This window comes from Pseudomonas sp. FA117 (assembly GCF_057370475.1).
In genome coordinates, this window is record NZ_CM170675.1 from 924,470 (window position 1) to 945,844 (window position 21,375).

25 protein-coding genes are annotated in these 21,375 nt (G+C 64.6%); 15 read left to right on the forward strand and 10 right to left on the reverse strand.

Features of this window, described 5'->3' with window-relative positions; all coding sequences use genetic code 11:
* Positions 1-195 precede the first annotated feature (195 nt).
* The 6 genes from hemA (at position 196) to AC1TXO_RS04285 (ending at position 5,561) form a co-directional block, all read left to right on the forward strand.
* Positions 196-1,473 (forward strand): glutamyl-tRNA reductase, encoded by a 1,278-nt coding sequence (gene hemA / locus AC1TXO_RS04260; protein ID WP_486405175.1) that lies wholly within the window; start codon positions 196-198, stop codon positions 1,471-1,473.
* Complete coding sequence (prfA, locus tag AC1TXO_RS04265; RefSeq protein ID WP_486405176.1) at positions 1,470-2,552, forward strand: peptide chain release factor 1; 1,083 nt, start codon at positions 1,470-1,472, stop codon at positions 2,550-2,552. The genes hemA and prfA overlap by 4 nt, the downstream gene beginning before the upstream one ends.
* The gene (gene prmC / locus AC1TXO_RS04270; RefSeq protein ID WP_486405177.1) at positions 2,552-3,382 is read left to right on the forward strand and encodes a peptide chain release factor N(5)-glutamine methyltransferase; all 831 of its coding nucleotides are present in this window, start codon (positions 2,552-2,554) and stop codon (positions 3,380-3,382) included. The genes prfA and prmC overlap by 1 nt, the downstream gene beginning before the upstream one ends.
* Positions 3,376-4,131 carry a molybdopterin-synthase adenylyltransferase MoeB gene (locus tag AC1TXO_RS04275; RefSeq protein WP_486405178.1) on the forward strand — a complete coding sequence of 252 codons (756 nt, stop codon included), beginning with the start codon at positions 3,376-3,378 and terminating at the stop codon, positions 4,129-4,131. Before prmC ends, AC1TXO_RS04275 begins: the two co-directional genes overlap by 7 nt.
* Entirely contained in the window at positions 4,124-4,924 is an 801-nt protein-coding gene (gene murI, locus AC1TXO_RS04280) for a glutamate racemase (protein ID WP_486405179.1), read from the forward strand. Before AC1TXO_RS04275 ends, murI begins: the two co-directional genes overlap by 8 nt.
* A gap of 118 nt (positions 4,925-5,042) precedes the next feature.
* Complete coding sequence (locus AC1TXO_RS04285) at positions 5,043-5,561, forward strand: acyloxyacyl hydrolase (protein ID WP_486405180.1); 519 nt, start codon at positions 5,043-5,045, stop codon at positions 5,559-5,561.
* Between the two features lie 78 nt (positions 5,562-5,639).
* On the opposite strand, the gene AC1TXO_RS04290 is transcribed toward AC1TXO_RS04285, so the two are convergent.
* From AC1TXO_RS04290 to AC1TXO_RS04310, 5 genes are all read right to left on the reverse strand, one after another.
* Complete coding sequence (locus tag AC1TXO_RS04290) at positions 5,640-6,344, reverse strand: SDR family NAD(P)-dependent oxidoreductase (protein ID WP_486405181.1); 705 nt, start codon at positions 6,342-6,344, stop codon at positions 5,640-5,642.
* 13 nt (positions 6,345-6,357) lie between these two features.
* Positions 6,358-7,785, reverse strand: a complete 1,428-nt coding sequence (gene phrB, locus AC1TXO_RS04295; RefSeq protein ID WP_486405182.1) for a deoxyribodipyrimidine photo-lyase — start codon at positions 7,783-7,785, stop codon at positions 6,358-6,360.
* A 24-nt stretch (positions 7,786-7,809) separates the two neighbouring features.
* Entirely contained in the window at positions 7,810-8,679 is an 870-nt protein-coding gene (locus tag AC1TXO_RS04300) for a MerR family transcriptional regulator (protein ID WP_486405183.1), read from the reverse strand.
* The gene (locus AC1TXO_RS04305; protein WP_486405184.1) at positions 8,669-9,634 is read right to left on the reverse strand and encodes a YbgA family protein; all 966 of its coding nucleotides are present in this window, start codon (positions 9,632-9,634) and stop codon (positions 8,669-8,671) included. The genes AC1TXO_RS04300 and AC1TXO_RS04305 overlap by 11 nt, the downstream gene beginning before the upstream one ends.
* 94 nt (positions 9,635-9,728) lie before the next feature.
* On the reverse strand, positions 9,729-10,715 hold the full coding sequence (locus tag AC1TXO_RS04310; protein WP_486405185.1) for an NAD(P)/FAD-dependent oxidoreductase: 987 nt from the start codon (positions 10,713-10,715) through the stop codon (positions 9,729-9,731).
* Positions 10,716-10,902: 187 nt separating this feature from the next.
* On the opposite strand from AC1TXO_RS04310, the gene AC1TXO_RS04315 reads away from it, so the two are divergent.
* On the forward strand, positions 10,903-11,808 hold the full coding sequence (locus AC1TXO_RS04315; protein ID WP_486405186.1) for a TIGR01777 family oxidoreductase: 906 nt from the start codon (positions 10,903-10,905) through the stop codon (positions 11,806-11,808).
* Positions 11,809-11,821: 13 nt separating this feature from the next.
* Complete coding sequence (hemH, locus tag AC1TXO_RS04320) at positions 11,822-12,835, forward strand: ferrochelatase (RefSeq protein ID WP_486405187.1); 1,014 nt, start codon at positions 11,822-11,824, stop codon at positions 12,833-12,835.
* A gap of 60 nt (positions 12,836-12,895) precedes the next feature.
* Here hemH and AC1TXO_RS04325 read toward each other — a convergent pair whose 3' ends face one another.
* A complete protein-coding gene (locus AC1TXO_RS04325; protein ID WP_486405188.1) occupies positions 12,896-14,170 on the reverse strand; it encodes a uracil-xanthine permease family protein in 1,275 nt (424 codons plus the stop codon).
* 2 nt (positions 14,171-14,172) lie between these two features.
* Positions 14,173-14,811, reverse strand: a complete 639-nt coding sequence (upp, locus tag AC1TXO_RS04330; protein WP_486405189.1) for a uracil phosphoribosyltransferase — start codon at positions 14,809-14,811, stop codon at positions 14,173-14,175.
* Positions 14,812-14,976: 165 nt separating this feature from the next.
* On the opposite strand from upp, the gene AC1TXO_RS04335 reads away from it, so the two are divergent.
* The 4 genes from AC1TXO_RS04335 to AC1TXO_RS04350 all read left to right on the forward strand — a co-directional run bounded on the left by AC1TXO_RS04335 (position 14,977) and on the right by AC1TXO_RS04350 (position 16,906).
* The gene (locus tag AC1TXO_RS04335) at positions 14,977-15,534 is read left to right on the forward strand and encodes a hypoxanthine-guanine phosphoribosyltransferase (protein WP_186667659.1); all 558 of its coding nucleotides are present in this window, start codon (positions 14,977-14,979) and stop codon (positions 15,532-15,534) included.
* A gap of 3 nt (positions 15,535-15,537) precedes the next feature.
* Complete coding sequence (locus tag AC1TXO_RS04340; RefSeq protein ID WP_486405190.1) at positions 15,538-16,011, forward strand: WbuC family cupin fold metalloprotein; 474 nt, start codon at positions 15,538-15,540, stop codon at positions 16,009-16,011.
* Between the two features lie 64 nt (positions 16,012-16,075).
* Positions 16,076-16,546, forward strand: coding sequence for a hypothetical protein (locus AC1TXO_RS04345; RefSeq protein WP_486405191.1), 471 nt, complete (start codon positions 16,076-16,078; stop codon positions 16,544-16,546).
* A 69-nt stretch (positions 16,547-16,615) separates the two neighbouring features.
* The gene (locus AC1TXO_RS04350; protein WP_486405192.1) at positions 16,616-16,906 is read left to right on the forward strand and encodes a PA4642 family protein; all 291 of its coding nucleotides are present in this window, start codon (positions 16,616-16,618) and stop codon (positions 16,904-16,906) included.
* Between the two features lie 157 nt (positions 16,907-17,063).
* Here AC1TXO_RS04350 and mqo read toward each other — a convergent pair whose 3' ends face one another.
* Positions 17,064-18,569 (reverse strand): malate dehydrogenase (quinone), encoded by a 1,506-nt coding sequence (gene mqo / locus AC1TXO_RS04355; protein ID WP_486405193.1) that lies wholly within the window; start codon positions 18,567-18,569, stop codon positions 17,064-17,066.
* A gap of 604 nt (positions 18,570-19,173) precedes the next feature.
* Positions 19,174-19,407, reverse strand: coding sequence for a hypothetical protein (locus AC1TXO_RS04360; protein WP_486405194.1), 234 nt, complete (start codon positions 19,405-19,407; stop codon positions 19,174-19,176).
* Positions 19,408-19,551: 144 nt separating this feature from the next.
* Here AC1TXO_RS04360 and AC1TXO_RS04365 point away from each other — a divergent pair, with 144 nt between their 5' ends.
* On the forward strand, positions 19,552-20,136 hold the full coding sequence (locus AC1TXO_RS04365; protein WP_486405195.1) for a YajG family lipoprotein: 585 nt from the start codon (positions 19,552-19,554) through the stop codon (positions 20,134-20,136).
* A 69-nt stretch (positions 20,137-20,205) separates the two neighbouring features.
* Here the strand turns inward: AC1TXO_RS04365 and AC1TXO_RS04370 are convergent, their stop codons facing one another.
* Complete coding sequence (locus AC1TXO_RS04370) at positions 20,206-20,412, reverse strand: hypothetical protein (protein ID WP_486405196.1); 207 nt, start codon at positions 20,410-20,412, stop codon at positions 20,206-20,208.
* A 158-nt stretch (positions 20,413-20,570) separates the two neighbouring features.
* On the opposite strand from AC1TXO_RS04370, the gene AC1TXO_RS04375 reads away from it, so the two are divergent.
* The gene (locus AC1TXO_RS04375; RefSeq protein WP_486405197.1) at positions 20,571-20,831 is read left to right on the forward strand and encodes a hypothetical protein; all 261 of its coding nucleotides are present in this window, start codon (positions 20,571-20,573) and stop codon (positions 20,829-20,831) included.
* 87 nt (positions 20,832-20,918) lie between these two features.
* Positions 20,919-21,353, forward strand: a complete 435-nt coding sequence (locus AC1TXO_RS04380; protein WP_486405198.1) for a hypothetical protein — start codon at positions 20,919-20,921, stop codon at positions 21,351-21,353.
* Positions 21,354-21,375: the final 22 nt, after the last annotated feature.

Consider the following 21,375-nt stretch of genomic DNA (forward strand, 5'->3'; position numbering starts at 1 on the left):
CACAAGCGTAGGGGCAAACCCACCTGTGTGACAGTGACGAGCCCGTGACGTTCGGCGGCAGGTCATTTCTGCACCCGATCGAGCCCGCTGTCCGGCTGATAGCCCAGGCTCATCACGACAATAGCGAACGGTGGTTGTCCTGAATCCTGCGAAGTAGGACAATTATCGGCTTCCCGTCCCAACCAGCGATCTTGCATGGCCTTTCTCGCCCTCGGTATCAACCATAAGACTGCCTCGGTAGACGTACGCGAGCGCGTGGCGTTCACGCCCGAGCAGCTGGTCGACGCCCTGCAGCAGCTCTGCCGACTGACCGCCAGCCGCGAGGCGGCGATCCTCTCCACCTGCAATCGCAGCGAGCTCTATATAGAGCAGGACCAGCTCAGCGCCGAGACCGTGCTGCAGTGGCTGGCCGACTACCACCGCCTGAGCCTCGACGAGCTGCGTGCCAGTGCCTACGTCCACGAGGAGCACGATGCTGTGAAGCACATGATGCGCGTCGCCTCCGGGCTCGACTCGCTGGTGCTGGGCGAGCCGCAGATCCTCGGCCAGATGAAGTCGGCCTACGCCGTGGCCCGCGAGGCCGGCACCATCGGCCCGCTGCTCGGGCGCCTGTTCCAGGCCACCTTCAGCGCTGCCAAGCAGGTGCGCACCGACACCGCCATCGGCGAGAACCCGGTTTCGGTGGCGTTCGCTGCGGTCAGCCTGGCCAAGCAGATCTTCGCCGACCTGGGCCGCAGCCAGGCCCTGCTGATCGGGGCTGGGGAAACCATCACCCTGGTCGCCCGCCACTTGCATGAGCAGGGGGTCAAGCGGATCGTGGTCGCCAACCGCACCCTGGAACGTGCAAGCATCCTGGCCGAGCAGTTCGGCGCCCACGCCGTGCTGCTGGCCGACATCCCGCAGGAGCTGGCCAACAGCGACATCGTCATCAGCTCCACCGCCAGCCAGTTGCCGATTCTCGGCAAGGGCGCGGTCGAGAGCGCCCTGAAGCAGCGGCGGCACAAGCCGATCTTCATGGTCGACATCGCCGTGCCGCGTGATATCGAGGCGCAGGTGGGCGAGCTGGATGACGTCTACCTCTATACTGTCGACGACCTGCACGACGTCGTTGCCGAGAACCTCAAGAGCCGCCAGGGTGCTGCCCAGGCCGCCGAGGAACTGGTCAACCTGGGTGTCGACGACTTCATGGCGCGCCTGCGCGAGCTGGCGGCGGTGGACGTGCTCAAGGCCTACCGCCAGCAGAGCGAGCGACTGCGTGATGAAGAATTGCAGAAAGCCCAGCGCCTGCTGGCCAACGGCGGCAACCCCGAGGAGGTGCTCGCGCAGTTGGCCCGTGGCCTGACCAACAAGTTGCTGCACGCGCCGAGCGTGCAACTGAAAAAGCTCTCTGCCGAAGGCCGCGTCGATGCGCTGGCCATGGCCCAGGAACTCTTTGCCCTCCATGAGGGCCCGACGGACAAACCCCCGCAATGAAAGCGTCGCTGCTGAAAAAACTGGAGATTCTCCAGGACCGCTTCGAAGAACTCACCGCCCTGCTGGGCGATGCCGAAGTCATTTCCGACCAGACCCGCTTTCGCGCCTATTCCCGCGAATACGCCGAAGTCGAGCCGGTGTACGCGGCTTATAAAGAGTGGCGCAAGGTGCAGGACGACCTCGAGGGCGCGCAGGCGCTGCTCAAGGACAGCGACCCGGACCTGCGCGAGATGGCCGTGGAGGAAGTGCGCGAAGCCAGGGAGCAACTGGTGGTGCTGGAGTCGCAGCTGCAGCGCATGCTGCTGCCCAAGGACCCCAACGACGGCCGCAACGTGTTCCTCGAAATCCGCGCCGGTACCGGTGGCGACGAGGCGGCGATCTTCTCCGGCGACCTGTTCCGCATGTACTCGCGCTACGCGGAAAAACGCGGCTGGCGCCTCGAGATCCTTTCCGAGAACGAGGGCGAGCACGGCGGCTACAAGGAAATCATTGCCCGCGTCGAGGGCGAAAGCGTGTACGGCAAGCTCAAGTTCGAGTCTGGCGCGCACCGTGTGCAGCGCGTGCCGGAAACCGAATCGCAGGGCCGCATCCACACCTCGGCCTGCACCGTGGCGGTGCTCGCCGAGCCTGACGAGCAGGCGGCGATCGAGATCAACCCGGCCGACCTGCGCGTGGACACCTACCGCGCCTCCGGCGCCGGCGGCCAGCACGTCAACAAGACCGACTCGGCGATCCGCATCACCCACCTGCCGACCGGCATCGTCGTCGAGTGCCAGGAAGAACGCTCCCAGCACAAGAACCGCGCCCGCGCCATGTCCTGGCTATCGGCCAAGCTCAACGACATGCAGACCAGCGCCGCACAGAACGCCATTGCCAGCGAGCGCAAGCTTCTGGTCGGTTCGGGCGACCGCTCCGAACGCATCCGCACCTACAACTATCCACAGGGCCGGGTGACCGACCACCGCATCAACCTGACGCTCTACTCCCTCGACGACGTGCTCGCCGGTGGCGTCGACGCAGTGATCGAACCCTTGCTGGCCGAGTACCAGGCCGATCAACTGGCCGCCCTGGGGGACTGATGACCATCATTGCCAGCCTGCTGCGCAACGCGCACCTGCCCGATTCGCCCTCCGAGCGCCTGGACGCCGAGTTGCTGCTGGCCGCGGCCCTGGGCAAATCGCGCAGCTACCTGCACACCTGGCCCGAACGCATCGTCAGCAGCGAGGCGGCAGAGACGTTTGCCACCTTCCTCGAGCGCCGTCGCGCGGGCGAGCCGGTGGCTTATATTCTTGGCCAGCAGGGCTTCTGGAAGCTCGACCTGGAAGTGGCGCCGCACACCTTGATCCCGCGGCCGGACACCGAACTGCTGGTCGAGACCGCACTCGAGCGTGTACCTGCCAGGCCCGCCCGCGTGCTGGACCTGGGCACCGGCACCGGCGCCATCGCCCTGGCCCTGGCCAGTGAATGCCCGGCCTGGCAGGTGACCGCTGTCGACCGCATCGACGAGGCCGTGGCCCTGGCCGAGCGCAACCGTCAACGCCTGCAACTGAGCAACGTCCAGGTGCGCAGCAGCCACTGGTTCGACGCCCTGGCCGACGAGCGCTTCGACCTGATTCTCAGCAACCCGCCCTACATCGCTGCCGAAGATCCGCACCTCGGCGCAGGCGATGTCCGCTTCGAGCCCAGCAGTGCGCTGGTGGCGGGGCCTGACGGCCTGGACGACCTGCGCACGATCATCGCCCAGGCGCCCGGGCACCTGCTGCCCGGCGGCTGGCTGCTGCTCGAACACGGTTACGACCAAGCCGACGCCGTACGCGACCTGCTGGTCGGCAGTGGCTTCGTCGAAGTCGAAAGCCGTCGCGACCTCGGCGGTCATCAGCGGATTTCCCTGGGGCGCCTGCCATGCTGAGCGACCAGGAACTGTTGCGCTACAGCCGCCAGATCCTGTTGTCCCAGGTGGATATCGCCGGCCAGTTGCGGCTCAAGCAGAGCAAGGCCCTGGTGGTCGGTCTCGGTGGGCTGGGTTCGCCTGTGGCGCTGTACCTGGCAGCGGCCGGGGTCGGCGAACTGCACCTGGCCGACTTCGACACCGTCGACCTGACCAACCTGCAGCGCCAGGTTATCCACGACAGCGACAGCGTCGGCATGAGCAAGGTTGACTCTGCGCTGCAGCGCCTGCAGGCGATCAATCCGGAGATCGCATTGCTCGCCCATCGCCAGGCCCTGGACGATGACTCCCTGGCTGCGGCGGTGGCGGCGGTGGACCTGGTGCTGGACTGCTCCGACAATTTCGCCACTCGCGAGGCCGTCAATGCCGCGTGCGTGGCGGCTGGCAAACCCCTGGTGAGTGGCGCCGCCATCCGCCTGGAAGGCCAGTTGTCGGTGTTCGATACGCGCCGCGATTCCAGCCCCTGTTATCACTGCCTTTACGGGCATGGCAGCGAAGACGAGCTGACCTGCAGCGAAGCCGGCGTGATCGGCCCGCTGGTGGGGCTGGTGGGCAGCCTGCAGGCGCTGGAAGCCCTGAAGCTGCTCGCCGGTTTCGGTGAGCCGCTGGTGGGTCGCCTGCTGTTGATCGATGCCCTCGGCACCCGCATGCGCGAGCTGCGGGTCAAGCGGGACCCAGCCTGCGCCGTGTGCAGCCACCGCCATGGCTGAGCGCTCGGCGCCGGTGGGCGTGATGGATTCGGGGGTCGGTGGTTTGTCGGTGCTCGCCGAGATCCGCCGCTTGCTGCCCGGCGAGTCGCTGCTCTATGTGGCCGATTGTGGCCATGTACCCTACGGCGAGAAGACCCCGGAATACATCCGCGAACGCTGCCGGCACATCGCCGGGTTTTTCCAGGCGCGCGGGGCCAAGGCCATGGTCCTGGCCTGCAACACCGCCACAGTGGCCGCGGTGGCCGACCTGCGCGAGCGCTACCCCGACTGGCCGCTGGTGGGCATGGAGCCGGCGGTCAAGCCCGCAGCCGCGGCAACCCGCTCAGGCGTGGTCGGCGTGCTGGCCACTACAGGCACCCTGCAGAGCGCCAAGTTCGCCGCCTTGCTCGACCGCTTCGCCAGCGATGTACAGGTGGTCACGCAACCGTGCCCCGGCCTGGTCGAGCTGATCGAGGCTGGTGACCTGAACAGCCCGCTGCTGCGCCAGATGTTGCTCGGTTACGTGCAGCCGCTGCTGGCGGCCAACTGCGACACGCTGATCCTCGGCTGCACGCACTATCCCTTCCTGCGCCCGTTGCTCGCCGACATGGTCCCGGCCGAGGTGGCGATCATCGATACCGGTGCTGCCGTGGCGCGTCAGTTGCAGCGCCTGTTGCTGGCCCGCGACCTGCTGGCCGACGGGCCTGCGCGTGAGGCCGAGTTCTGCAGCAGTGGCGACACCGAGCACTTGCACAAGATCCTGCCGCTGCTGTGGGGCGCTTCGGCCAAACGGGTCAGTGCGTTCGACTTGTAAAAAAAGTGTGAAATTCCTTGTGGAAAAGCTGAACTATCGTCCTAGTGCTGATTTCTATCATTGAGCCTGGCTGACAGGCAGACACTTGATAACAACACCAGGAAGAAGGACGCAGCTCATGAGGCATTGGCTAGGATTGGCGGCGGTTGCCGCGTTGACGCTGGGGCAGGCGGTGTCGGCGCAGGCGGCCGATGTTTCGTTGTCGGTGGGGCAGACCGGCGACAGCACCATGGTCTATCGGTTGGGCTTGCAGTCGAACTGGGACGCCAGCTGGTGGCAGACCAGTGTCGGCCGTATCACCGGCTACTGGGACGGGGCCTATACCTACTGGGATGGTGACGACCGGGCGAGCAACCACAGCCTGTCGTTTGCACCGGTGTTCGTCTACGAGTTTGCCGGGGAGTCGGTCAAACCCTACATCGAGGCGGGGATCGGTGTGGCGGCGTTTTCGCGGACCAAGCTGGAGAGCAACGACCTGGGCTCGTCATTCCAGTTCGAAGACCGCATCGGCTTCGGCCTGCGTTTTGCCGGTGGGCACGAGATCGGGGTCCGCGCGATTCACTATTCCAATGCAGGCATCAAGCAGCCCAACGACGGTGTCGAGAGCTACTCGCTGCATTATCGCATGGCGCTTTGAGTGTAGTCGCAGGGCTGCAGCGCAGCCCTTTCGCGGCGCAAGGACGCTGCCGCAGCGACCTTGCGGCTGCAATCCGTTTCAATCCTCGCGGGGCAGCGGCCACAACAAGGTCGGGTCCAGCACCTCGAGCACCAGTTCGGCCTGGGCCGTTTCCAGTCGCTGCAGCAGTTCTTCGGCGGCGCTCTGCGCTGTCCACAACTCGGGAATCGCCACGGCGCTGGTGACCGGCGCCTTGAGCGATTGCGGCGCGACCACTGTCAGCTGCACGCCCAGGTCACCGAGCACTTCGCGCTGTTCGCGGAACCACTGGGGCAGGCTGTTGTGCCCGTTGGGATCCTGCAGCGGCGAGTGCAGCTGCAGCGCCGAATAGCGGCTGAAAACCGCCATCACCTGAGGGCTGTCACCCCTGGCCAGCAGTGCCAGTGCGCTGGCCATCACCTGCTCGCTGGCGCGCTGGTTGCTGGTGACGATGGCCTCGAACAGTTTGTCGCTGGGCAGGCCGCGCTGCAGGTAGTCGCACGTGCCGGCATTGACCACCAGGACATCCAGCGCTCCCCACTCGGACTGCAAGCGTTGCGCAGCAGCCTGTGCCTGCTCGAGTTCGTCCAGTTGTACAGGCAGGCGCAACAGGCGCGGCCCGTGCAGCTCGGCCAAGGTGGTGAGTTCCTGGCAATCCTTGCCGCTGGCGGCGACTCGGTGGCCCAGTTCGAGCAACCGTTCGACCAAGGCCACGCCTACTCCATTGCTGGCCCCTGTAACCCAGAAACTCCGTGTACTGCTCAAGTGTTCGTCCTGTTCAATGGGTGGCGGCGGGCAGCCCCTTGAATGCCGCCAGTGCCCGCTGGCGGCTACTGTCGAGATCGACAATGGGGCTGATGTAGCAACTTGTATCAAATAGTCCGGCGGATTTCACGGGCAAATGAATGTGTTTGTCATCCAGATGAGTGAGTTCAGGCAGCCAGTGACGGATGAAGCGTCCTTGCGGATCGAAGCGCTGCGACTGTGTCACCGGATTGAAGATGCGGAAATACGGCACCGAATCGGTTCCTGTGGAAGCGCTCCACTGCCAGCCGCCGTTGTTGGCCGCCAGGTCGCCGTCGATCAGGTGGCGCATGAAGTGACGTTCGCCCTTGCGCCAGTCGATCAGCAGGTTCTTGCTCAGGAACATGGCCACCACCATGCGCAGCCGGTTGTGCATCCAGCCGGTGTGCAGCAGTTGACGCATCGCCGCATCGATCAGCGGGAAGCCGGTACGTCCTTGCTCCCAGGCCTGCAGGTCGTGGCTGGCGTCGCGCCACGGCAGGGCTTCGGTGTGGGCGCGGAAGGGGCGGTGGCGCGAGACCTGTGGATAACCCACCAGGATATGCTTGTAGAACTCGCGCCAGAGCAGCTCGTCGATCCAGGTGCGTACGCCCTGGCTGCCGCTGTCGAATTCGCCGCGATTGCTCGACAGCGCCGCGTGCAGGCATTGCCGTGGCGAAATCACCCCGGCGGCCAGGTAGGCGGATAGCTGGCTGGTGCCGGGCTTGGCGGGCAGGTCGCGCAGGGTCTGGTAGTCGTCGATGGTTTCGTCGACGAAACGCGACAGCCTGCCCCTGGCTTCTTCTTCACCGGCGGGCCAATGATCGCGCAGCGCCTGTGGTGGCTTGGCGAAGCCGTCCAGGTGTTGGGGAATCGGATCATTGGCGATATCCAGCGGGGCCTGGCGCCTGACCGGGTGGGCGAGCGACGGCAGGCTGCGGTGCAGGTGCTCAAGACAGCTCTTGCGGAACTGGCCGAACACCTGGAAGTAATGGCCGGCTTTGGTCAGCAGGGTGCCCGGCTGGAAGAACAACTGGTCCAGGTAGGTACGCGCCGTAATGCCCGAGCCTTCCAGTCGTTTGCGGGTGTCGGCGTCGCGCAGGCTTTCGTTGATGCCGTATTCGTCGTTCCAGTGCACGGCCTGCACCTGGTGTTTGCGGCAGACCTCGAGCACGGTCTGCGGCACCTGTTGCCAGGTGTCGGTGTGGCGGATCAACAGCGGAATGTTCAGCTGTTCGAGCGACGTTCTCAGGTCGCGCAGGTTGCGCAGCCAGAAGTCGACCTTGGCGGGCGCATCATCGTGCGTCTGCCATTGCCCAGGGCTGGCAATCCACAGGGCGATCGTTGGCCCTTGCGCGGTGGCAGCGCTGAGCGCGGTGTTGTCGTCGATGCGCAGGTCGCTGCGCAGCCAGATCAGTTGCATTCAAAGGTCTCTGACAGTCAGGTTTCAGCGTGATTGCTGAAGCAGGCGCAAGGCCCCCTGCGGCGTCTCGAACAGCTGCAGCGCTGGAAGCTCCAAGGCGTTCAGTCGCTCTTCATGAATCAAGACACCAGCGCCGCCGACGAGTTTCATCAGCGTTACATTGCGCAGGGGGAGCAGTGCAGGGATATCGGTGCCGGGGCCCAGGTGCAGCAGCAGCGCGCGGGGCCTGAGCTGGCCTATTGCATGCAGCAGTTGCCGGGTGTTCACCGGGTGTTCGAGGATCTCGACGGCAAAGCCGCTGCTGCTCAGCAGCCAGGCGCTGAGCCACAGATGGGCGTCGAACGGCTGTTGCAGCGTGGTGGCCAGAAGCACCGGCGGCCCCTCGAGCGAATGGTTGTCGTGATAGACCCGGGCGCCCAGCTTGCTGCGCAGCCAGGTGTGGAAGAACGCCTGTTCGAGTGCGGCATCGAAGCCGTTGCGCCAACGCTGCTCAAGGTGTTCGAGCAACGGCAGCAGCAGCTGTTCGCACAAGGTCGAGGCCGGGTACAGCGCCATCGCCTGGTTGAGCTGCTGGTCCAGCGAGCGCTGGGCGAGGCTGCCGATGGCCTCGATCAGCCTCTGGCAGCGCTCCTGCCAGTCGCCTTGCAGTACCGGAGCGGCGTCGCTGCGGCTCTCGAGCAGGCCGCGCACCTGGCTCACCGAGGCGCCACGCTCCAGCCAGTGCAGGATGGCCTGCACCTTGTTCACGTGGGCCTCGCTGTACAGGCGATGCCCCTTGGGCGTGCGGTCGGGCACCAGCAGGCCGTAACGACGTTCCCAGGCCCGCAGCGTGACCGGGTTGACGCCGGTGCGGCGGGCCAGTTCGCCGATTGGCAGGCTGTCTTCAGAGCGCATTGCGCAGCCCCAGGTTTTCCGGGTGCGGCTGCAGGTAGGCCTGCTGCAGCAGATAAGGGTCAGGATGGTTGCGCAGGTGGTGCTTGAGCAGGGTCATGGGCACCACCAGCGGCACGGTGCCCTGTTGGTACTGGCCGATCAGGCGTTGCAGTTCGGCCTTGTCGCTGCTGTCGAGCGCATCGTGCAGGTAGCCGCACAGGTGCTGCAGCACGTTGCTGTGGGTGCCTCGGCTGGCACAACGGCGCAGGGCCTGCATCAGCTGGCTGAAGTAGCGCGGGCCGATCTGCTGCGGATCATCGTCGCGACGCATGCTGCCCAGCATCCGTCCCAGATCGCGGTAGGCCTGCGGGTTGTGGGCCATCAGCAGGTACTTGTAGCGCGAGTGGAAGCGCACCAGGGCGCCGCGGCTCAGACCTTCGGCCAGCAGTCGCTGCCAGTCGGCATAGGCGTAGACGCGGCTGATGAAGTTCTCGCGCAGCACCGGATCGTGAAGGCGGCCTTCCTCCTCCACCGGCAGGTCCGGCCGCGCCTCGCAGAACGCCTGGGCGTAGGCGCCGCGCCCGCCTTGCAGCAGGGGGTGACCGTCGCTCTGGTAGACCTTGACCCGCTCCAGCCCGCAGGAGGGGGATTTCTGCATGAACACGTAGCCGCAGATGTCGTCCAGCACTTCGGCCATCTGCTTGCCGTAGGCGCGCAGCGGCGGGGCGAGGTCGGTGCCGGGGTTGCGCGGGTTGATCACCTCGGGCGCTTCGGGGTCGCCGACCAGGCGAATCGCATCACGCGGGATGCCCAGGCCAATGGCGACTTCCGGGCACAGCGGCACCCAGTCGAAATGCTCGTCGAGCGACTGGCACAGGTCGGATGACTTGCGACCGCCGTTGTAGCGCACATCCTGCCCGGCCAGGCAGGCGCTGATGGCGATGCGGGGTTTGCCTGTCGATTGCTGGGCGTTCATCACGGCCTCCGTAGACTTGTACAAGTTGAATGTCTTGTACAGGTCTATTCCAGCACATCGAAAAACTTATGCAAGAGAAAGTTTTTGTACAACTTTACTCGAGGTGTTCCAGCAAGCGCCGCGCAGCTTCCTGACCACTGAGCCAGGCGCCTTCGACGCGGCCGGACAGGCACCAGTCGCCACAGGCATACAGGCCCTGGTCGGCATCGGCCAGTGCGCCCCATTCGTGGTTGCCCGCAGGGCGGGCGTAGAGCCAGCGGTGGGCGAGGGCAAAGGTCGGGGCCGGGACCACGCAGCCGACCAACTCGGCGAATTCGCCCCACAGCTGTTCGATGACCTCTTCCTTCGGCAGGTCCAGGTGCTGGCGGCTCCAGTTCGAGGTGGCGTGCAGCACCCAGGTGTCGAGTTGTTCGTCGCGTCCGGGCTTGCTGCGGTTACGGGCCAGCCAGTCGAGCGGGTTGTCCTGCACGAAGCAGCCCTGCATCGGGGTGTCGAGCGGGGTCTGGAAACCCAGGGCGATGGCCCAGGTGGGCTCCATCTGCACACCGGCCGCCACGGCCGCGAGCTTCGGCGTGGCCGCCAGCAACGGTGTGGCCTGGGGCGCCGGCACTGCGATCACCACACGGCTGAAGGGGCCATGGCTGCAGCCTTCGGTGTCCTGCAGGTGCCAGTACTGTTTGCCGCGGAATACCTCGGCGATGCGACAGCCGAAATTGACCGTGACATCCTTGAGCAGGCCGCGAGTGATGGCGCTCATGCGCGGCACGCCGACCCAGCGCGTCTGCTCGTCGGGCGAAGGGGTGAGTTCACCGTTGCGGTAGTTGTAGAGCTGCGGCTTCCATTGTGCGGCCCAGCCAGCGTCGACCCAGTGCTGGACCTGTTCGACGAAGCGCCGGTCGCGGGCGGTGAAGTACTGGGCCCCGAGGTCGAGGGCACCGGCGTCGCTGCGCTTGCTGGCCATGCGTCCGCCACTGCCGTGGCCCTTGTCGAACAGATGGACGTTCTGCCCGGCCTTCTGCAGGGCCTGGGCTGCGGAAAGGCCGGCGATACCGGCACCGATGATGGCAATAGGTACTGTCATGATGGCCTCTTCGAACCTTGCTGTAAGCAGACTACGCTGTCAGACAAACCTGTACAATACAGAAGTTTTGTATAAGGTTATTCCGCTCGATAGGACAGGTTGGCCTATGTTTATCCGAGAGCGATCGGTTGAAAAAGTGCCTTGATCTTAAAAATAGACCATGGCCGCAGCTTGCGAGGACACAACCATGCATATATTGCTGACGGGCGGTACCGGTTTAATTGGCCGACACCTGTGCCAGCGCTGGCTTGGCCAGGGCCATCGCCTCACGGTGTGGAGCCGTGATCCTGCGCAGGTGGCCAAACGCTGCGGTGCTGCGGTGCGCGGAATTGCCCGGCTGGACGAGATCGAGGCCAGCGATCGGGTGGATGCTGTGGTCAACCTTGCAGGCGCACCCATCGCCGACCGACCCTGGACGGCTTCGCGGCGACAACTGCTGTGGGCCAGCCGCATTACCCTGACCGAGCAGTTGCTGGGTTGGCTGGAGCGCCGCGAGCAGCGCCCCGAAGTGCTGGTGTCCGGCTCTGCGGTGGGCTGGTATGGCGACGGCGGCGAACGCGACCTGACTGAAGCATCGCCGCCGGTGAAAGAGGACTTCGCCAGCCAGCTGTGCATTGCCTGGGAAGAGACTGCGCAGCGGGCGCACAACCTGGGCGTGCGTGTGGTGCTGGTGCGTACCGGGCTGGTGCTGGCTGCCGACGGCGGGTTCCTGGCGCGGCTGCGCCTGCCGTTCAAGCTTGGCCTGGGCGGACCGTTGGGCAATGGCCGGCAGTGGATGCCCTGGGTCCATATAGACGACCAGATCGCCCTGATTGATTTTCTCTTGCAGCACAACGACGCCAGCGGTCCCTATAATGCCTGCGCGCCAGAGCCTGTGCGCAACCGTGAGTTCGCCAGGTGCCTGGGCCGTGCGCTGCATCGCCCGGCGCTGTTGCCGGTGCCAGGGCTGTTGCTCAAGGCAGGCCTGGGCGAGCTGTCGACCCTGCTGCTCGGCGGCCAGCGTGCGCGCCCGGCGCGCCTGCTGGCTGCAGGTTTCACTTTCCGTTTCAACGATCTGCAATCGGCGCTGGACGATTTGTCCGACCGCCTCTGACATAGGACGCTGCATGACCGATCACGCCCTGCTGCTGGTCAACCTGGGTTCACCGGCTTCCACTTCGGTCGCCGATGTGCGCCGCTACCTCAACCAGTTCCTCATGGATCCGTACGTGATCGACCTGCCTTGGCCGGTGCGGCGCCTGCTGGTGTCGCTGATCCTGATCAAGCGCCCGGAACAGTCGGCCCACGCCTATGCCTCGATCTGGTGGGAGGAGGGCTCGCCACTGGTGGTGCTGACCCGTCGTCTGCAGGCCGCCATCGCGCCGCACTGGCCACACGGGCCGGTGGAGATCGCCATGCGCTACGGCGAGCCAGCACTGCCGCAGGTGCTCGAGCGCCTGGCCGCGCAGGGTGTGCGCAAGGTTACCCTGGCGCCGCTGTACCCGCAGTTCGCCGACAGCACCGTGACCACCGTGGTAGAGCTGGCACGCCAGACCGTTGCCGATCGCCAGCTGCCGTTCGACATGCGGGTGTTGCAGCCTTTCTACGACGAGCCGCAGTACATCGATGCCCTGGTCACCAGCGCGCGGCCATACCTGGCGCAGGAATACGATCACATCCTGTTGAGCTTCCACGGCCTGCCCGAGCGCCATCTGAAGAAGCTCGATCCGACTGGCTCGCATTGTTTCCAGAGTGCGAACTGCTGCGAAACGGCCTGTGCCCAGGTGCGCAAGGTCTGCTACCGCTCGCAGTGCCTGGCCAGCGCGGCAGCGTTCGCCAAGGCAGCAGGCATTCCCGAGGGCAAATGGTCGGCGTCGTTCCAGTCGCGGCTGGGGCGGGCGAAGTGGATCGAGCCCTATACCGAGACGCGCCTGGACGAACTGGCCAAGGCGGGGGTGAAGAAGCTGCTGGTGATGTGCCCGGCGTTCGTTGCCGATTGCATCGAGACCCTCGAAGAGATCGGCGACCGGGGCAAGGAGCAGTTCATCGAGGCGGGCGGCGAGGAGCTGGTGCTGGTGCCGTGCCTGAACGATCACCCGCAATGGGCGCAGGTGCTGGCAGGGATGTGCGAGCGGGCTTGAGTCGGTGATGATTTCTTCGCGGGTAGACCCGCGAAGAAATCCATTCGGTTCAACGCCTGTTCAAGGCAGCTGGTCATCCAGCTTCTTGTTCTTCCAGCCATCGTTGCCCGGCAGCAGCAGGTTCAGGGCAATGGCCACCACCGCGCACAGGGCGATGCCCTTGAGGCCCCAGTCGTCCGGGCCATCGCCGCTGCCGATCAGCACGCCACCGATACCGAATACCAGGGTCACCGACACGATCACCAGGTTGCGCGCCTCGGCGAGGTCGATCTTGTGGCGGATCATGGTGTTCATGCCCACCGCCGCGATCGAGCCGAACAGCAGGCAGAGGATGCCGCCCATCACCGGCACCGGAATGCTCTGCAGCAGCGCGCCGAACTTGCCGATGAATGCCAGGGTGATGGCGAACACTGCAGCCCAGGTCATGATCTTCGGGTTGTAGTTCTTGGTCAGCATCACCGCGCCGGTGACTTCGGCATAGGTGGTGTTGGGCGGGCCGCCGAACAGCCCGGCAGCGGTGGTGGCGATGCCGTCACCGAACAGCGTGCGGTGCAGGCCGGGTTTCTTCAGGTAGTCGCGACCGGTCACGCTGCCCACCGCGATCACCCCGCCGATGTGTTCGATCGCGGGCGCCAGGGCCACCGGCACGATGAACAGGATGGCCTGCCAGTTGAACTCCGGTGCGGTGAACTTTGGCAGCTCCAGCCAGGGTGCGGCGGCGATCTTCGCGGTGTCGACCACGCCGAAGGCGAACGACAGGCCAAAGCCCACCAGCACGCCGGCGATGATCGGCACCAGGCGGAAGATGCCCTTGCCGAACACGGCCACCACCAGGGTGGTCAGCAGCGCCGGCATCGAGATCAGCATGGCGGTCTTGTAGGGCATCAGCGCGGCGCCGTCGCCACCCTTGCCCATGGCCATGTTGGCGGCGATCGGTGCCATGGCCAGGCCGATCGAGATGATCACCGGGCCGATGACCACCGGCGGCAGCATGCGGTCGATGAAACCGGTGCCCTTGATCTTCACCATCAGGCCCATGAAGGTGTAGACGAAACCTGCGGCCATCACCCCGCCCATGGTCGCCGCCAGGCCGAACTGGCCCTTGGCGAGGATGATCGGGGTGATGAAGGCGAAGCTCGACGCCAGGAAGACCGGCACCTGACGGCCCGTGACCAGCTGGAACAGCAAGGTGCCCAGACCTGCGGTGAACAGTGCCACGTTCGGGTCCAGGCCCGTGATCAGCGGCATGAGCACCAGTGCGCCGAATGCCACGAAGAGCATCTGCGCGCCCGAGACGACCTGGCGCCACAGCGGGTCGTTGAAGCCGTCCTGCATGGTCAGGCGTCCTTTTGCTTGGTGCCGAAGATCTTGTCACCGGCATCGCCCAGGCCCGGGACGATATAGCCATGTTCGTTCAGGCGCTGGTCGATGGACGCGGTGTAGATCTGCACGTCCGGGTGGGCTTTCTCGACCACCTCGATGCCTTCGGGCGCCGCGACCAGGACCATGGCACGGATTTCCCGGCAGCCGGCCTTCTTCAGCAGGTCGATGGTCGCGACCATCGAGGCGCCGGTGGCCAGCATCGGGTCGATGATCAGGGCCAGGCGCTGGTTGATGTCCGGCGCGAGTTTTTCAAGGTAGGTGTGCGCTTCGAGGGTTTCTTCGTTGCGGGCCACGCCCACGGCACTGACCTTGGCGCCCGGCACCAGGCTGAGGACGCCGTCGAGCATGCCGATGCCGGCGCGCAGGATCGGCACCACGGTGATCTTCTTGCCGGCGATCTTCTCGACCTGGACCTTGCCGCACCAGCCGTCGATCTCGTAGGTTTCCAGCGGCAGGTCCTGGGTGGCTTCGTAGGTCAGGAGCGCACCGACTTCCTGGGCGAGTTCGCGAAAGTTCTTGGTGCTGATATCGGCACGGCGCATCAGGCCGAGCTTGTGGCGGATCAGCGGATGGCGGATCTCACGAGTAGGCATAGGGGGAGGGCTCCGGGGGGCGGGCAAAAAAACCGCGCTAGGTTAATCTATTCAGTCCGTGCTGTCGTGCGGTCATTGAGCACGTTAGTCCATAAATGCTTGATCTGGGACGAGCGGATGCGTACCTTTGCCCGCTTTTCCAAAATGCACCTCCTGGAGAGCGCCATGTCCGCCGATCTCGAGCATATCCGCCAAGTGATGAGCGAGGCCGATTGCCTGTACAACGAAGCCCAGGTCGAAGCGGCCATCGCCCAGGTCGGCGAGCAGATCTGCAAGGACCTGCACGACAAGAACCCGGTGGTCTTCTGTGTGATGAACGGTGGCCTGATCTTCGCAGGCAAGCTGCTGACCCACCTGCAGTTCCCGCTGGAAGCCTCGTACCTGCACGCCACCCGCTACCGCAACCAGACCAGCGGCGGCGAATTGTTCTGGAAGGCCAAGCCGGAAATCTCGTTCATCGACCGTGACGTGCTGATCGTCGATGACATCCTCGACGAAGGCCACACCCTCAGTGCCATCATCGATTTCTGCAAGCATGCCGGTGCGCGCTCGGTGTACACCGCGGTGCTGATCGACAAGGACCACGACCGCAAGGCCAGCCCGGATCTGAAAGCCAACTACGTGGGCCTGCCGTGCGTCGATCGCTACATCTTCGGCTACGGCATGGACTACAAGGGTTACTGGCGCAACGCCAACGGCATCTTTGCCGTGAAAGGGATGTAAACCATGCGCCCGCCTGCCTTCATCGACCAGACGCTGTTCGACGGGTTGGCGGCCAAGGCCGCCGGCAACCCGCGCGGCCGCCAGCACCATAACTTCCACGAGATGGACGAGCCCTGCCACCGGATGGCGGTAGGGTTGCAGCCCAGTACCTATATTCCGCCGCACCGGCACCTGAGCGCCGACAAGTCCGAGGCGCTGATCGTGCTGCGCGGCCGTCTGGGGCTGCTGATCTTCGACGAGCAGGGCCAGGTGACCGACAAGCGCGTGCTCGAGGCCGGTGGCGATTGCCCGGGCGTCGACCTGGCGCCGGGGACCTACCATGGGTTGGTGGTGCTCGAAGACGACAGCATGCTTTTCGAGTGCAAGGCCGGGCCCTATCGGCCTGTCGGTGAGGGCGAGCACGCGTTCTGGGCGCCCCGCGAAGGCGAGGACGGCGTAGCCCGATACCACGCCTGGATGCGCGCGCAGTTCGACTGACTGCGCGCGGTCGGTCGCTTGCAAAGACATGCTAGAGTGCTCCCCCATGCCAAGGAGCCCCTTCATGCGTGCGATCCTTCCCCTCCTGCTGGCGCTGAGCCTGCCGCTTTCCGCGGCGCCCTTGCACAGCCAGTTTCTCCCGCCCGACGACCTTTCGCTGCGCCAGGAAGAGCCCGAGTCCCAGCAACTGCTGCAGGTCACCGATTATTCGGTGGTGGTTGGCGCCCAGCGCCAGTCGAGCCAGCAGCCGATCCCCATCACCTCGTCGCTGACCCTGCGCCTGAAGGGCAAGCCGATGAGCAAGGGGGCGACCATCGCCCAGGTGCTGGTCACCTTCGACGGCGAGGGCGGCAAGAGCCTCAAGCGCCCGACCTACGACGACAAGAGCCGCACCCTGGCGCTGAATTATCCACAGGCCGACTACCGGGTGATCATGGACCTGCTGCGCAACGAGACGCTGTATGTGCAGTTCCTCAGCTACGCCAATGGCCACGTCTGGGCCGACCTGCACACCGGCACCGTACGTACGCGTTGAGGCCTGCGGGCTGCCAGCGGTACACTGCCCGCCTTTGAAATGCCCGTGATGGCCCAGTTGGAGTCGGCAATGCGTAAAGACAAGAAGCAGGTTATCGGTGACGAGATCAGCGACGACTACATCAAGACGTTCCTTCAGTTCGAGCCGGCCGATGGCCTGACCTCGCCGTCGCACCACAAGCTGATCAAGGCCTATCGTGGCCTGCGCATCGACGACTTCGAGCGCTTCGTCGGCTTCTTCGTCGAGGCCGGTCACGATGTCGACGGCAAGGACGAGCACGGCAAGACCTTCGCCGAGGCCATCGCCGACCAGCGCAATGCGGCGGAGTACATCGAGATCATCGACAAGGCCCGCGGCTGATCCTCGAGCTGCCCCGGTTTCTTCGCGGGCAAGCCCGCAATCCTCCCATCGCCCTCAGGGGGTGCGCTACCTGTGGGAGCGGGCTCGCCCGCGAAGAGGCCAGTAAAGATCGCAGGCACAAAAAACGCCCCGAAGGGCGTTTTTTCGTACCTGCTGATCAGGCGTAGTGCTTGGCCGGGCTGTTCTCCGCCAGGTCCAGCGCCACGTCGTTGTCGGCGCTGATCTTGTGGTACAGCGCGGCATCGGTGGCCAGGGTCTTCTCGCGTGCCGGGAAGATCTCCTTGAGCTTGGCCGCCCAGGCGCCCTTGGCCTGCTCGGGGAAGCAGCGCTCGATCAGCTCGAGCATAATCGAGACGGTCACCGACGCGCCCGGCGAGGCGCCGAGCAGTGCCGCCAGGCTGCCGTCGGCGGCCGAGACCAGCTCGGTGCCGAACTGCAGGATGCCACCCTTCTTCGGGTCCTTCTTGATGATCTGCACGCGCTGACCGGCCACTTCCAGGCGCCAGTCCTCGGCTTTGGCCTCGGGGTAGAAGCGACGCAGCGATTCCAGGCGCTGCTCCATCGACTGCATCACTTCGCTGACCAGGTACTTGGTCAGGTCCATGTTGTCGCGGGCCACCGCCAGCATCGGGCCGATGTTGCCCATGCGCACCGACAGCGGCAGGTCCATGAACGAGCCGTGCTTGAGGAACTTGGTGGTGAAGCCGGCGTAGGGGCCGAACAGCAGCGATTTCTTGCCGTCGACCACACGGGTGTCCAGGTGCGGTACCGACATCGGCGGCGCCCCGACTGCGGCCTGGCTGTAGACCTTGGCCTGGTGCTGGCGGACGATCTCCGGGTTGTCGCAGCGCAGCCACTGACCGCTCACCGGGAAGCCGCCGAAGCCCTTGCTTTCCGGGATGCCCGAGGCCTGCAGCAGCGGCAGGGCCGCGCCGCCGGCGCCGAGGAACACGAAGCGCGCGTCGACTTCACGGCTGTTGCCGCTGTTGACGTCCTTGATGCTCACGGTCCAGCCGTCGCCACTGCGGCGCAGGCCGGTGACCTTCTTGCTGTACTTGACCTGGGCATCGGGGCTGTCGCCGAGCAGCTTGAGCAGCTTGTTGGTCAGCGCGCCGAAGTTGACGTCGGTGCCCTTGAGCACGCGGGTGGCGGCGATGTGCTGGTCGGCCGGACGGCCAGGCATCATCAGCGGCATCCACTCCTTCATCTGCGCCTTGTCTTCGGTGTACTCCATCTCGGAGAAGGCGTGGTGCTGCTTGAGCAGTTCGAAGCGCTTGCGCAGGAACTGCACACCCTTGTCACCTTCGACGTAGCTCAGGTGCGGCACGGGGTTGATGAAGTCGCGCGCGGGGCCGAAGCCGCCTTTTCTGCTCAGGTAGGCCCAGAACTGGCGGGAAACCTCGAACTGGGTGTTGATGTGCACGGCCTTCTTGATGTCGATGCTGCCATCGGCGGCCTGCGGCGTATAGTTTAGCTCGCACAGGCCGGCGTGGCCGGTCCCGGCGTTGTTCCAGGGGTTGGAGCTTTCCGCGGCTCCGGAGTCCATCGCCTCGACGACTTCCAGCTTGATCGCAGGGTCCAGCTCCTTGAGCAGTACGGCCAGGGTGGCACTCATGATGCCCGCGCCTACCAGTACCACATCAACCGATTCGTTCTGCGCCATTAACGCGTCTCCACAATCTACAGCACCTAATTGACAGCATAGGACCCCTGGGTTGGCCAGGATCGCCATGTCCGACTCTTCGCAGTTCTTGCAACTTCCGCGGACACTGCCAATCAGTCTTGGGTGTTCGGTGATTGAACGCCATTTACCACCACTGCGGCAATTCGACTTATGGTCAAGTGTTCCGTCGTGCGTTATGGACCGGCCTCAGGCTCCCATCCAGGATGAGCGCTTTTGCCGTCTGTTCAGGGCTGTTCGAGACGTATCTGCCGCTTTTGCACATGCCAGACTGTTCATTTGCTCGCCACACTCTCGTGAAGTTGTGAAAAACCGTTTTTTCACGCTCTTTTGGAGTCGTGAACCTCAAAAGTGGACTGCGCGATGGCAACCCGCAGGTTCATGCGCAGCAGACGGCCAGAGACAGCAGGCACGACAGCCAATGCAAGACCTGAGTGGAAGGCTCTCTGTGGGCGATGCGGTGAAGGTGCCGGGGTCAGACGGCGAATGCGGGGCCCGATCAGGAGACGTCCTTATAATCGGGGGGAGATTATAACGAGGTCGCGGGCAGAAAGGTCGTTCTTCTTGGTTTTTATTGCAGCGTTTGTCAGGCGGGAAGGATGCGTTGCTGCCAACGGCGGCTTGCAGGTGCGCAAACCCGGGCGCTGTGGGGCAGCATCTGGCCCAGCCAGCCCAGGTGTGCTTCGCTGACCTGAACCCAGCCGCTGCCGGTCGGTGCCTGGCGGCACTGCTTGAACGCCAGGCATTTGCCATCGCTGTCGAGGCGGGCGTAGGTCTTGTGGCGCGGGCGTTGGAAGAGCAGGGTCCAGAGCGAGGCCATGGTGGCGAGTCCTGTTTGATCGGGCTGGGGCAAGGATAACGCCGGGGCCATGAAACCATTGTGACAGCAGCTGCGGGCCGATGACTGGCCTGCTACAGGCTGGGTATACTGTGGGCCTTTGCCGCTTTTTCTGGAGAAATGCGCATGCTGCAACGTCTGTTGTTCGGTTTGATGGCGGTGGCTACCCTGAGCCTGGTCGGCTGTGCCCACAGCCCGCAGCAACTCAGCCCGCAACCCAAGCTCACCGCTCAGCTCAACCCGGTAGGCCGTGGCCAGCCGGTGGTGGTGCGGGTGGTCGACGGTCGTGCTTCGCAGTCGCTCGGCACCCGGGGTGGCATGTACCCGGAGACCAGCACCATTACCGTCAACGGCAATGACGTGGTGCCCAAGCTGCAGGCCCAGGCCGAAGCCGCCGTGCGCCTGCTCGGCTTCACTCCCACCTCGGGTGCCGGCAATGCGCCACAGCTGACCGTGACCCTGGCCGAGCTGAAGTACCAGTCGCCCAAGGACAAGATGTATGTGACCGAGGCTACCATCGGTGCCACCTTCCGTGCCGACGTGTCCAACGCCAACCGTCGCTACAGCGGCCGCTATGGCGCCTCTCTGGACCAGCGCTTCGGCATGGCGCCGAACCAGGAAACCAACACCAAGCTGGTCAGCGATGTGCTCAGCGACGCGCTGACCCGTCTGTTCAAGGACCCGACCATCGGTCAGGTACTGGCTGAGTAAGCGCGCAGCCTGAATGACGAAAACCCGCTGCCTGGCGACAGGCAGCGGGTTTTTCTTTGCTGGGGCGGGTCAAGCCGCCGCGATACCGAAATCCAGCACGCTCAGCCCGGTGTCCAGGTCGACTTCCGGCAGGTCGTGGTGCGCATGCCCGCCCAGCGCGCAGTACACCAGCCAGCGCCGGTCGTGGACGTTGATCGCGAACCCGTCGATCAGCGCCTGCTGCTCGTCGCTCTGCGAAACGAGATAAAGGCGGTCCTGGTTTTCGGCGTGCAGCATGACAAGCTCCGGTCTGGAAAAGGCCGACAGGGTGGCCTGTCTGGATGACGAGCGTGTGACAGATGAAATTTAGTGACACTTGGTCGCAAAAACCGGGAGGGTGGGGCGCGCTTGAGTAGAATGCCGGGCTTTGCTTATCGTCGTTTCGAGGTAGTGCGATGTCCCTGCAAGTCCTCTGGGGGGTACTGGCCGCCCACCCCGCCAAGCTGATCAATGTCCTGGCGCTGTTCATCACCTGTCCGGGCGGTCTGCTGCTGCACAGCGCGCGGCGGCGCCAGAGCGATGTCCGCGAAAGCCTCGCGGCCGAGGAAGGGCTGGTCGATGCCTTCGAGCTGAGGGTGCCGCGCTACTACTACATCCTGGGCTTTTCGTGCCTGGCGATGGCGCTGCTGTTGTCGTGGTTCAGTACCTGGGTCTGAACTGCGCACCTGTCATTTCTGCCAGTTGTCGTGGGTGATGCGTGCACGTACGTTGGCTCGGCGTGTCAACCATCCCCAGGAGGCAACATGGCGAGTTCAAGCGAAGCGTCCGGTATTGGCATCGAAAAAAAGGCTGACAAGGACAGTTATGTCCAGCTGGTAGTGCATGTTGGCGACAAGGACGTGAAACACCGTCTGACAAAAGGGCTCGAGTTCGATAAAAAATCGTTCACTGCCGTGGAGGATGTGAACGGCAAGCCGGTAAAACTGGTGTTCAAATGGCGTTATGAAGAATTCCAGGAGTCCTCTCAGTCGCGCTCGTTCGAGGGTAGTGACGTCATCATTCAGTTGCTCGAATCAGGTGGCTTCGACAAGCCTGTCAATGTGGTCGATGGGAGGATCACCGTCGATCAGTACAGCAAGAAAGCGTACCTGAAGGGCCGGCTTGAGTTCACCGGCAGGCTGAAGGACACGGGCGCGGAGCGTACGGTCAAGGTGGATTTCGATTTCAAGGCCAAGTAACGAGTACCTCTTTCGAACCGTC